This window comes from Mucilaginibacter sp. P4_E8, from assembly GCF_056401495.1.
This window is the reverse complement of the sequence record NZ_JBFUJG010000143.1, coordinates 1-11,686: the sequence shown is the minus strand read 5'-3', so window position 1 is coordinate 11,686 and position 11,686 is coordinate 1. Positions and strand designations below refer to the sequence as shown.

Here is an 11,686-nt window from a genome sequence, read left to right as displayed (position 1 = left end):
GCTATAATTAATAAATTTTACCGAAATTCGAAGTTTTTAACGGACTATTGATCCGTTTTATTTAGAGTATAAGAGTATTACATGAGAAAGTTAGGGATAGTTATTTTAAGTTTTATTTTAATCATATCAGTTGCCAGGGCACAAACCAAGCCCGATTCAACTGCAAAAACACTTGCCAAGCCCGATTCAACTACAAAAACGCTTGCCAAGGCCGATTCAACTGTTGCAAGTGGCCCGCGCCGTACGCTTGATAAAATTGCTGCCATTGTTGGTAACAGCCCCATATTACAATCAGATATCGAATTATCATACGCTCAATATCTGGTTCAGGGTAACCAACCCAATCCGGATGTTAAATGCAAGATACTGCAATCATTATTAACCCAAAAACTACTGGCGCAACAGGCTGCTATTGATAGTATTGAGGTAAAAGATGATGAAGTTGATAATAATGTGGACCGCAGGATGCGCGAAATGACCCAAAGGGCTGGCGGGCAGGAAAAGCTGGAAGCATTTTTAGGCCGCTCAGTTATTCAGTATAAAGATGAGATTCGCCCGGATTTGAAAGAGCAATTGGTTGCCCAGAAAATGCAGCAGCACATTACTGAAAAATTAAATGTAACCCCACAGGATGTTAAAGACTATTTTGAAAAAATTCCAAAGGATAGCTTACCATCATTTAATAAAGAGGTAGAAGTAGGTCAAATAGCGTTTCAGCCACAACTGAACAAGGAGGAGAAGGAAATGTATAAGCAAAAGGCCGAGGAACTGCGTGCAAGGGTTAAAAAAGGAGAAGATTTTGGAACACTGGCCAGGTTATACTCGCAAGATCCCGGATCGGCACCTGATGGCGGTGACCTGGGTTTTGCCGACCGTACTACTTTTGTAAAGGAATTTACAGCCAACGCATTTAAGTTAAAGGCAGGTGAAATATCGCCGGTGTTTGAAACTGATTTCGGGTTCCACTTTTTGCAGGTAATAGAGCGCCGTGGTGAGCAGATACACGTAAGGCATATATTAATAACACCCGTAGTAACCGAGGCAAGTTTGGAGCGAGCAAAAACCAAGGCAGATAGTATTTATACGCTGATGATGAAAAACAAGAAAATTGATTTTTCAAGCGCGGCAGCTTATTACTCTGATGATAAGGATACAAAATACAATGGTGGTATGATGTTAAATGCAGAGAATGTTCAAAACCGGTCAACCTTTATCCCTACTGACAAGCTTGATCCTAAAGTTGCTCTTACTGTTGATACCATGAAAATAGGAAGTATTTCAAAACCGGATTTGTTTGTTGGTGCCGATGGTAAAAAGAGCTATAAAATTTTGTACCTTAAATCGGCAACAAACGCACATAAGGCAAACCTGGCCCAGGATTTTCCTAAAATAAAGGAGTTTGCTTATGAGGATAAAAATAACCGTATGGTAACTCAATGGTTTGAAAAACGCAGGAAAGAAACCTTTATTAAAATTGACCAGGGATACCAGTCATGCGATATATTAAAAAAATGGATTACCACACCAACTGCTACTGCTACTGCGGAAGTTAAACCTTAATTAAATATGCAACACCACTCTGATGTGGAAGCTGCTGATGCTTTAAGGCAGGCATATCAGCAAATACGCTCCGAAATAGGCAAAGTTATAATAGGACAGGATGAGGTGGTGAAATTTGTGCTGGTGTCCATTTTCAGCAACGGCCACTGTTTGCTGGTAGGTGTACCCGGTTTGGCTAAAACCTTATTGGTACAAACTATTGCCCGGGTGCTTGACCTTGATTTTAAACGCATACAGTTTACACCAGATCTGATGCCATCAGACATTATCGGGTCTGAGATACTGGGCGAAGACCGGAATTTTAAATTTATACCCGGCCCGGTTTTTTCCAATATTATCCTGGCCGACGAAATTAACCGCACACCGCCCAAAACACAGGCAGCTTTACTTGAAGCCATGCAGGAAAAAGCAGTTACAGCTGCAGGGGTTACCCACAAGCTTGCACAGCCATTTTTTGTACTGGCCACACAAAACCCTATTGAACAAGAAGGTACTTATCCCCTGCCCGAGGCACAGCTTGACCGGTTTATGTTTAGTGTAGCACTAAACTACCCTTCGTTTCAGGAGGAGCTGCAGGTAGTTAAAAACACAACCAGTACCCTGCAACCAGATGTTAACAAGATTTTAAATGCCAGTCAGATCATTTATTTTCAGCAATTGGTACGCAATATCCCGGTTACTGATCATGTAATGGAATATGCTGTAAAATTGGTGTCAAAAACAAGACCCAACAGTGAGTTTGCAACACCGCAGATCAATCGTTTACTCAGCTGGGGCGCAGGTCCGCGTGCTTCGCAATTTTTGATCCTGGGGGCCAAATGCCATGCTGTTATCAACGGAAAGTATTCGCCTGATATTGAAGACGTGCAGGCCATTGCCAAACCTATTTTGAGCCATCGTATTGTACGCAGCTATCACGCCGAGGCCGAAGGCCTGTCGGCTGATGATATTATTGAACAGCTTTTTTAATTAACCGATGAAGTCATGCCGAACTTGTTTCGGCATCCCACATATAAAGTTGTATACTATGGTAACTTACTGTCCTGAGAGATCCTGAAACAAGTTCAGGATGACGTTAGGTATAAAAAAAGCGAGATACACTTAAGTGTATCTCGCTTTTTTTATATAGTCAATTACTATCTATTCGTTTTCAACTGCCGAAAACACTTCTAACAGGATATCCCATTTCTTTGTCTTATCCAGCTCCCAAATACGCACATAGTTGTAATTACTTACTACGTTACCTTTTGTAATGCGTGCATGACCATAGCTATAGGCCAGGTCGTTGCTGCTTGAGCGGCCTGCGTCAGTAGTTTCGGCAGTGATGCTGATAGCCTGATTATTTATAAATTTCATAATTACATCAGGACCGGTCATTGGCTCAAAACCAGGAAAATAATAACGACCCTCAGGGCTCAAAAATTCTTTATAACTGGCTAATGCCGATATGGTTAAAGAATGGTTGAATATTTTATCGGTATTTATAATAATGCTTTTCCCGGTAAATGGGTCTTTACTTGGTGCTGTACGGGGTGCAGTAGGCTCTTTAAAGTCAGTTATTACATCCTTCTCGGCCTCTGGGTGTTGTATGCCCAGGTCAATAAGCAATTTTAGCTTGTTCTCGGCATCGGCCCGCCAAATAGAAACATAATCGCCATATACCTTATCGTCTTCACTTTTACCGTTCGAGTAAATGTAGGGGCCGGCAGTAAATGCCAGGTCGCCGTTGGCCGAAATCCGGGCAAATTTTGGTTGCCAGCTTAGTTTGCCTGCTTGTTTATCAATGTTATTATAAAAATCAGTTATTTTAACGGCATTGGGTTTAAATACAATACCCTCGGGATCAGTAACAGATAAAAAACCATCTTTTATGCCTTTTCGGTCAACTAATTTATTAAAAGCTTCTTCGGCACTAACTACCGTATTTACTTGAACAGCGGCCGTTTGCGCTAAGGCAAATACGCTATAGCCAATAAATGTAGCAGCTAATATTATTTTCTTCATGTTATATTAGATTTTTGGGCAATTTAATAATAAATTTTAAGTCAGGAATGTAATTTGAGCCGTTGCTATGCGTAAATCCTATTATAGCATTGCAGCTAAATATACTTTTATCTGAAACGGATATGATTATATTTAATTGTAATTGAGAGGAGTTTACCATGCAAAAACTTATACATTATACAAAACGCTAAACTATTAACTTAAGCGCCGGGATAAAAACTAATTAACCCAATAAGCATAATTATGTTTGGATTAAAAATATCACAGTGAACATATTTATAAAAAATTACCGTGTGATGAATAAATGCATCTTCTGCTTCCGAAGTTGACGGCAGCCTCATCTTTTCACTAATTGGGTCGTAGCGTCTGTTCATTTTGTTAATGGAAAAACAACTGTTCAGCGTGCTCCCTTGGGTGATGAGGCAGATCAATTGCAAAACTATATGAAAAGGAATACAGTGAATTGTAAAAGCGATGCTGCTTTAGCCAAATTGTTCAGCTATTACAACTCGCTTTAAAAAATCAGGACTTACTCCAGTGTGTACCATCTTTGCTGTCCTTTAGCTGAAAGCCTATTTTTGACAGGCCATCACGTATTTTATCAGACATAGCATAATCCTTATTGGCTTTTGCTTCACTCCTCAAATCAACTATCAGGTTCAGGATGTTTGGCAGGTCATCATTGTCAGCCTGTTCGTCCTTTAATCCCAGCACATCCAGCACAAAAGTGTTCATGAGCGTTTTAAGCAATTGTAAATTGGGCTCATCAATCTTCATTTTACCATCATGCACGGAGTTAATAATGCGCGATGCCTCAAATAGTTCGGCAATAAGTACCGGACTGTTAAAGTCATCGTTCATAGCGGCGTAGCAACGGCCCATTAAGGGCTCTATCTCAATTTCTGTAGTGTTACCGGCCTTTAAGCCATTAAGCAGGGCAAAGGCGTTCATTAGGCGCTTAAAACCTTTCTCAGATGCTTCCATAGCCTCGTTGCCAAAATCAAGCGTACTGCGGTAATGTGCCTGCAACATAAAAAACCTCACGGTCATGGGGCTGTAACCCTTGTTGAGTATAGAGTTATTGCCTGTGAAAAGCTCATGAGGTAAAAAACTATTCCCTAATGACTTTGACATCTTTTGACCGTTTACCGTAAGCATATTGGTATGTACCCAGTAATTGGCCGGATTTTTACCGCAGCATGCTACATGCTGGGCAATTTCATTGGTATGGTGTGTTGGTACAAGGTCAATACCACCACCATGTATATCAAACTGGTTGCCCAGGTATTTCTGGCTCATGGCCGAGCATTCCAGGTGCCATCCCGGAAATCCAACGCTCCAGGGCGACGGCCATTTCATCAGGTGCTCGGGTTTGGCTTTTATCCACAGGGCAAAATCAAGCTTGCCATGCTTTTCCTGCTGGCCGCCCAGTGTACGGGTATTGTTTAACAGATCTTCCAGGTTACGGCCGCTTAATATGCCATAATTCTGGGTGTTGTTATATTTTTCAACGTCAAAATAAACAGAGCCATCAACCTCGTAGGCGTAACCTTTTTCAAGTATAACCTTTATCAACTCTATCTGTTCAATAATATGACCTGTGGCGGTAGGTTCAATACTGGGAGGTAGTGTATTAAATATCTGCATTACATCATGAAAGCCAACAGTGTACTTCTGCACAATTTCCATTGGTTCCAGCTGGGCTATTTTAGCTTTTTTCGATATTTTGTCTTCTCCCTCATCCCCTGCATCGCCTTCCAGGTGACCGGCATCGGTCACATTACGAACGTAACGTACTTTATAGCCGATATGAGTAAGGTATCTGAATATCAGATCAAACGATATATAGGTGCGGCTATTACCCAAATGCACATCGCTGTAAACAGTTGGGCCACATACGTACATGCCAACATGTGGCGCGTTAAGTGGTTTAAATTCTTCCTTTCTACGTGTTAAAGTGTTGTAAACAAACAAATTTTGTTTCATGAGCGCAAACTTACGATTTTTTCAATTTCAAGCTAATGCAGTAATGGGAAATGTATTTGGGCTGACAAGTGTATCATCTTAAAATTGAAATCAAGAATCAAGATACAAGAATCAGGATAAAAACAAGATAGAAGATTGTTGCTAATGGTGATAAATTACCACGGCCATTTTTCCTGGCTCTTGATTCTGATTAAGTTATCAATTCAGCACCACGTCACTGCGCAGGGGATAATGGTCAGATAATTTTTTTTCGATGATCTTGTAAGTCAATACATCAAACTGYCTACTGGCCATGATATAATCGATCTGGTAATTTGGAAAATCGCCATTATAGGTTCGCCCAAAACCCGATCCTTTTTCCCGGAATGCGTTTTTCAAACCTTTAGCCATTTGGTTAACGGCAAATGAAGTAGGCGTATCATTAAAATCGCCGGTGATGAGGTAAGGATACGGGCATTTGGCGGCATGATCCTTTACCGTGAATACCTGCTTACTTCTTTTTATAAAAGCTATTTTTAATTTACCGCCCAGCCTTTTGGTTGACCCCATATCTGTTTTGCCCTTTTTTGAAACGCTGTCGAGATATTTATAATCTTCGGGATCAAAACGAATGGATTGCAGGTGTACACTATATAAGCGAAAAGTTTTTTCACCTTTTTTCACATCAACATACAAACATTGATTCTCTGATTTGGTATCAGAAAAATGGATCATGCCTTTAGCTACTATGGGAAATTTGGAGAATATGGCCATGCCTATGGCTTCTGTATTGTTAAAATTAATAGGCTCAAAATAAAAATTATTGGCACCCATGATTTTTATAATGGAGTCGCGCATTTCATACTGACCCCGGTTTTTGGTATAAAACTCCTGGAACCCAATTATGTCAGGCTGCTGCTCATTGAGCATAGCCAAAATTTCATGTTTGGTTGGTATATCATTGCCTGATCCATAACGCTTAAAATTGTGTGCGTTATAGGTCATTACCCTGATTGAATTTTCCTGTTTGGGTTTAGCTACATCGGCCCCTGAAAATCTGAAGCCTATATTATTGAATAATACATTGTACCCTAATAAAATAGTGATAAGTGATAGCACGAACTGCCATCTTTTACGCAGTAGCCAATAAGCCATCATAATAAGGTTGGCTATCAGTAGCGGAGGGTACGCTAATCCGAAAAAAGCAAAGACCCAAACTTTTTGAGGGTTAACATTAGGAGCTAAATAACTGATAAGTAATGCCAGGCAAAGCAACAGGTTTATCCATAGTAATATTTTACCGATAAAACTTTGTTTCCTTTTAACTCTCATTATTGCTTGCGCGAAATAAAATTTCCTTTTCCTGCTTACTCAGGCTTTCGTAGCCCGATTGTGATATTTTATCTAATATACGGTCAATTTCCTCCTGGCGGGGATACTCGCTTGAGTTTCTGCTGGTATTTTTGGTCACTACCTTAAGTTTGGATCTGGATTTAAAAATACTACCGATAGCTCCGATCCAGTCGTGTCCTTTTTTTAGCTGCTTAATGTATACAAAACCCAATAACGCGCCGCCCAGATGGGCAATTTCGCCACCGGCGTTAGGGCCTACAATGCTCAGAAAATCAATAACCAGGAAAACAAACACCAGCCACTTTAATTTTACAGGGCCTATTAATATTAATGATATGGTATAGTTGGGTAATAAGGTAGCTGTGGCCACAACAATGGCCATAACACTGGCTGATGCCCCTACAATTGTACTGTTTACAGCGGCGTGTAAGTTTGTAAATGCAGGAATTGTATTTAAACATAATAAGTAAGCTACTGCACCCGCAAGCCCTCCCATGATGTATAAACCTATGGTGCGTTTATTACCCAGGTATTCTTCAAATATTTGCCCCATCCAATACAGCCAAAGCATATTAAACAGGATGTGAAAAATACCCGCATGCATAAACATGTAGGTTAAGGGCGTCCAGAAACGGGTAAGCAGTTTTGGTAAATCGGCAGGCATGCGCAGGTATTCATTAGCATAAAAGGCAATAATGCTTTCATGATCAAATCCTGTAAAAAGAAGCTCAAGCACTGCAGGGATATTAATACCTAAATAAACAATAACGTTAATACCGATAAGCAGGTTTAACTTATTGCCCGACCGCAGCATTTTGTATTGAATATTTTGCCAAAGGGTACTCATAATAAAGCGCTATTTATTTTGATAACTCCTGTTTATTAATAAAAATTGTCGGGCCGCTGCATTCTCCAGTACTTTAACAACAGGAAGCCAAATAAAGCCCCCCCAAGATGTGCAAAATGCGCTACCGAATCGCCGGCAAACTGCCCAAAACCACCAATTAATTCTAAAACAATATATCCGCCAATTAAGTATTTAGCTTTAATAGGAACGGGGATAAACAGTACCATCATTTCCACATTGGGGAACAGAAACCCGAAAGCGAGTAACAATCCGAATATGGAGCCTGATGCTCCTAAAGTGATCCCATAATATATCTCTTTTAGTTTATTAAAGCCCGCATAATTAACATAAGGACCGATATCCCTGTTTGCAACTGTGAACGAGCCAATTACGCCGTGCACTTCTATGGCCTGAACCAACATTTGCAAAGCCAGCGCGCCTATGCCTGTAATAAAATAATATTGCAAGAAACGCTTCGGCCCCATAATATATTCAAGAGTTGGGCCAAACATGAACAAGGCAAACATATTAAAAAATATATGCGGAAAATTTGCATGCATGAACATGTAGGTAACTACCTGCCACGGACGAAATAATGGCGAATTAAAGTAAAATGCAGAAAGTAACACATCCAAATTAATACCCGCTCTTTCTAAGACATAGGAGCCTATAAAAAACAAAACATTAATGATCAGCAGGTTTTTTACAACTGGAGTTATACTGGCAAATGGTGATTGATTCATAGTATAATAAAAGCCCAAGGCTATTTTTCAAATCGTTCTAATAATTCAGTTAATGTAAAGGTACTGATTACGGGCTTACCGTTCAATGCCTGGTTAGGCATTTGGCAGGCAAAAAGCTGATCAATCAATTGGTTCATTTCTTCTAATGATAATTTGGTCCCGGTTTTAATAGCCGCGTTGCGCGCAAGTGATCTGGCCAGGTTATCACGTTTATCTAATTTCAAAATGGCCATATTGTTTTTAAAGCCTTCCAGCAAATGCTCCAGCAGCTCATGTTCGTCTACATTGTTCAGTTCAGCAGGCACACCTTCAACAACTACGGTGTTTTTGCCAAATTCGCGTATATCAAAACCAAGTGCTTTTATATCGGGCAAAAGTTCTCTTAATAACTCAAAATCGCTTCCGTTTAGTGTTACCGATTGCGGAAATAAACTTTGCTGGCTCACTCCCGAATGATTTTGCAATTGCTGTAAAAAACGCTCATACAAAATACGTTCATGTGCCGCCTGCTGACCTATCAGCATAAAACCCGATTTGATTTGCGACAAGATGAAACGGTTATGGATCTGGAATAACTGCCGCTCGCTTGATTTACTTATTTCCTGCTCATTAACAGCGATGCTCTCCTCCTGGTGCATTTCGTGCTGCAGGCTGGTTTCCTTTTTACTGATCTCATATAGTGTATCCCAGTTTTTAGGTATGGGATTGCTATGATAGTTGTTACTATCCTTTAAAAAGGGATGTTCACGTACCGGTTTCTTCTCGGCAGCAAAAGGGTTAAAATCAGGATTGAATGAAATGGTTGGTGCTATGATCTCCTCAAATGGCTTTGGGGTAATCAGGTGTTCAATGCTGTTCTCCTGGTCAAAATCCAAACTGGGGGTAATATTGTACCTGCCCAATGAACGTTTTACCGCCGACCGTATAATCGCATAAATAGCTTTTTCGTCCTGGTATTTGATCTCGGTTTTAGTAGGGTGTACATTAATATCGATTTTGGAAGGGTCAATATCAATGAACAGCACATAAAATGGGTAGCAATCATCGGGCAATAGCTCTTCAAACGCGGTAAGCACCGCATGGTTTAAATAAGCATCGCGTATAAAGCGATAGTTCACAAAAAAGAACTGTTCGCCCCGGGTTTTACGGGCAAATTCGGGCTTGCCAACAAATCCGCGTAAATTAATAATGGTGGTATCCTCCTCAACCGGTACCAGTCGTTGGTTATAGTTATTGCCGAATAAATGAACTATACGCTGCTTAAGCGCAGCGCCTGGCAAATGATAAACCTCCTGCCCGTCATGGTGCAGCGTGAAAAATATCTGCGGATTGGCTAAGGCCACCCGTTGAAATTCATCAATAATATGGCGCATCTCTACCGGGTTGCTTTTTAAAAAGTTACGGCGTGCGGGCGTATTATAAAATAAGTTTTTAACCGAGATGGATGTACCTGTATTGGCCGAGCAGGCTTCCTGACTTATCACTTCTGATCCTTCAATAAAAATACAGGTGCCTAATTCATCCTCATGGCGGCGGGTTTTCATTTCAACCTGCGCTATAGCGGCAATAGATGCCATGGCCTCGCCCCTGAAACCCATGGTGCGTATGGCAAACAGGTCATCGGCTTTGCGTATTTTTGAGGTGGCATGGCGCTCAAAACACATGCGCGCGTCAGTAAGGCTCATGCCGCAGCCATCATCAATAACCTGTATCAATGATTTGCCCGCGTCTTTTACAATGAGCTGGATTTTTCCGGCCCCTGCATCAATCGCATTCTCAATCAATTCCTTTACGGCAGATGCCGGCCGCTGTACTACTTCGCCCGCGGCAATCTGGTTGGCAACGGCATCAGGTAAAAGCTGTATTATGTCTGACATTTAAAAAAAATCCCTCCAATTTCGAATTCGATGCTAAATTAAATATTTGAAGGCATAACTTTATGATTTGATACTTGTATATACATTTAACATTTAATAATTACATTACCAATATATTATATAATCCGCCTATGAAGAAATTATTGCCAGCGCTGCTCCTTTTTGCTGTAGCCTGCAAACAAAAAGAATACAATGCCGACCTCCTGGTTAAAAACGCTGTGGTTTACACGGTTGATAGCAATTTTACCACGGCCAATGCATTTGTAGTAAAAGCAGGTAAAATTTTGGCCATAGGCAATGCAGATACGCTGGAACAAAAATACCTGGCACATGAAGTTGTAGATGCCGGGGGTAATGCGGTATATCCCGGATTTATTGATGCACATGCCCATTTTTATGAATACGGCCTGGGTTTGCAGGAAGTTAACCTGGTGGGCACACATAGTTGGGATGAGGCTGTTGACTCGGTAGAGGCTTACTCTACCCGCAATACCGAGGGCTGGGTAATAGGCCACGGCTGGGATCAGAACGACTGGGTAAAAAAGCAATTCCCTGATAAAGCCCGGCTCGATTCATTATTTCCGGTAAGGCCGGTGATATTAAGCCGGGTTGACGGCCATGCGGCCATTGCTAATCAGGCGGCCTTGAACATTGCAGGCGTAAAACCAGGGCAAACCATTAACGGCGGGGAAATTGAGACTATTAACGGCAAACTTACCGGTATACTGGTTGATAACGCCGTGGGTATTGTAACCCGCAAAATTCCCGAACCGCCGGCTAACATTATAGAGAATGCTCTTTTGGATGCTCAAAAAAATTGCTTCGCGGTTGGTTTAACCACAGTTGATGACTGCGGGCTGCCCTATACCATGGTAAATACCATTGCCGAGCTGCAACATAAAGGCTCCCTGAAAATGCGCATGTACGTGATGCTGGCCGATAGGGAAGAGAATTACGAATACCTGTTTAAGCGCGGAGCCTATAAAACACCGGGCTTAAATGTGAGGGCATTTAAGGTTTATGCCGATGGCGCCCTGGGTTCAAGAGGGGCCTGTTTATTAAAGCCTTATGCTGATCAAAAAAACTGGAACGGGTTTTTATTGAGCAGTCCGCAGCATTTTGCGGAAGTAGCCAAAAAGATCTACGACAGGGGTTTCCAGATGGCTACCCATGCCATTGGCGATTCGGCCAACCGGGTCATGTTAAAGATCTACGCGTCCGTACTAAAAGGTAAAAACGATAGACGCTGGCGTATTGAACACGCGCAGGTATTATCGCCCGATGATATCAAAATGTTTGGCGATAACAGCATTATCCCATCTGTACAACCTACACAT

The 11,686-nt window shown here is 41.3% G+C and carries 9 protein-coding genes; 3 read left to right on the top strand and 6 right to left on the bottom strand.

The window, feature by feature from the left end; translation table 11 throughout:
• Positions 1-81 precede the first annotated feature (81 nt).
• Both AC1DRQ_RS26175 and AC1DRQ_RS26170 read left to right on the top strand, forming a co-directional pair.
• The gene (locus AC1DRQ_RS26175) at positions 82-1,560 is read left to right on the top strand and encodes a peptidylprolyl isomerase (RefSeq protein WP_477428263.1); all 1,479 of its coding nucleotides are present in this window, start codon (positions 82-84) and stop codon (positions 1,558-1,560) included.
• 6 nt (positions 1,561-1,566) lie between these two features.
• Positions 1,567-2,529 carry an AAA family ATPase gene (locus tag AC1DRQ_RS26170; protein WP_429398961.1) on the top strand — a complete coding sequence of 321 codons (963 nt, stop codon included), beginning with the start codon at positions 1,567-1,569 and terminating at the stop codon, positions 2,527-2,529.
• Positions 2,530-2,700: 171 nt separating this feature from the next.
• Here AC1DRQ_RS26170 and AC1DRQ_RS26165 read toward each other — a convergent pair whose 3' ends face one another.
• The 6 genes from AC1DRQ_RS26165 to mutL all read right to left on the bottom strand — a co-directional run bounded on the left by AC1DRQ_RS26165 (position 2,701) and on the right by mutL (position 10,349).
• Complete coding sequence (locus AC1DRQ_RS26165) at positions 2,701-3,564, bottom strand: hypothetical protein (protein ID WP_477428261.1); 864 nt, start codon at positions 3,562-3,564, stop codon at positions 2,701-2,703.
• Between the two features lie 522 nt (positions 3,565-4,086).
• Positions 4,087-5,550 carry a cysteine--tRNA ligase gene (cysS, locus tag AC1DRQ_RS26160; protein ID WP_429398959.1) on the bottom strand — a complete coding sequence of 488 codons (1,464 nt, stop codon included), beginning with the start codon at positions 5,548-5,550 and terminating at the stop codon, positions 4,087-4,089.
• A gap of 198 nt (positions 5,551-5,748) precedes the next feature.
• A complete protein-coding gene (locus tag AC1DRQ_RS26155) occupies positions 5,749-6,861 on the bottom strand; it encodes an endonuclease/exonuclease/phosphatase family protein (protein ID WP_477428259.1) in 1,113 nt (370 codons plus the stop codon).
• Positions 6,851-7,729, bottom strand: a complete 879-nt coding sequence (locus tag AC1DRQ_RS26150) for a rhomboid family intramembrane serine protease (protein WP_477428257.1) — start codon at positions 7,727-7,729, stop codon at positions 6,851-6,853. The genes AC1DRQ_RS26155 and AC1DRQ_RS26150 overlap by 11 nt, the downstream gene beginning before the upstream one ends.
• A 35-nt stretch (positions 7,730-7,764) precedes the next feature.
• Positions 7,765-8,472, bottom strand: coding sequence for a rhomboid family intramembrane serine protease (locus AC1DRQ_RS26145; protein WP_429398956.1), 708 nt, complete (start codon positions 8,470-8,472; stop codon positions 7,765-7,767).
• Positions 8,473-8,492: 20 nt separating this feature from the next.
• Positions 8,493-10,349, bottom strand: coding sequence for a DNA mismatch repair endonuclease MutL (gene mutL / locus AC1DRQ_RS26140; protein ID WP_429398955.1), 1,857 nt, complete (start codon positions 10,347-10,349; stop codon positions 8,493-8,495).
• A gap of 131 nt (positions 10,350-10,480) precedes the next feature.
• Here mutL and AC1DRQ_RS26135 point away from each other — a divergent pair.
• The coding region (locus tag AC1DRQ_RS26135) for an amidohydrolase (RefSeq protein ID WP_477428255.1) at positions 10,481-11,686 on the top strand (1,206 nt) is incomplete at its 3' end.

Coding starts and splice junctions, on each gene's coding strand:
- AC1DRQ_RS26175 (WP_477428263.1), top strand. CDS start 82: ATGAGAAAGTTAGGGATAGTTATTTTAAGTTTTATTTTAATCATATCA.
- AC1DRQ_RS26170 (WP_429398961.1), top strand. CDS start 1,567: ATGCAACACCACTCTGATGTGGAAGCTGCTGATGCTTTAAGGCAGGCA.
- AC1DRQ_RS26165 (WP_477428261.1), bottom strand. CDS start 3,564: ATGAAGAAAATAATATTAGCTGCTACATTTATTGGCTATAGCGTATTT.
- cysS (WP_429398959.1), bottom strand. CDS start 5,550: ATGAAACAAAATTTGTTTGTTTACAACACTTTAACACGTAGAAAGGAA.
- AC1DRQ_RS26150 (WP_477428257.1), bottom strand. CDS start 7,729: ATGAGTACCCTTTGGCAAAATATTCAATACAAAATGCTGCGGTCGGGC.
- AC1DRQ_RS26145 (WP_429398956.1), bottom strand. CDS start 8,472: ATGAATCAATCACCATTTGCCAGTATAACTCCAGTTGTAAAAAACCTG.
- mutL (WP_429398955.1), bottom strand. CDS start 10,349: ATGTCAGACATAATACAGCTTTTACCTGATGCCGTTGCCAACCAGATT.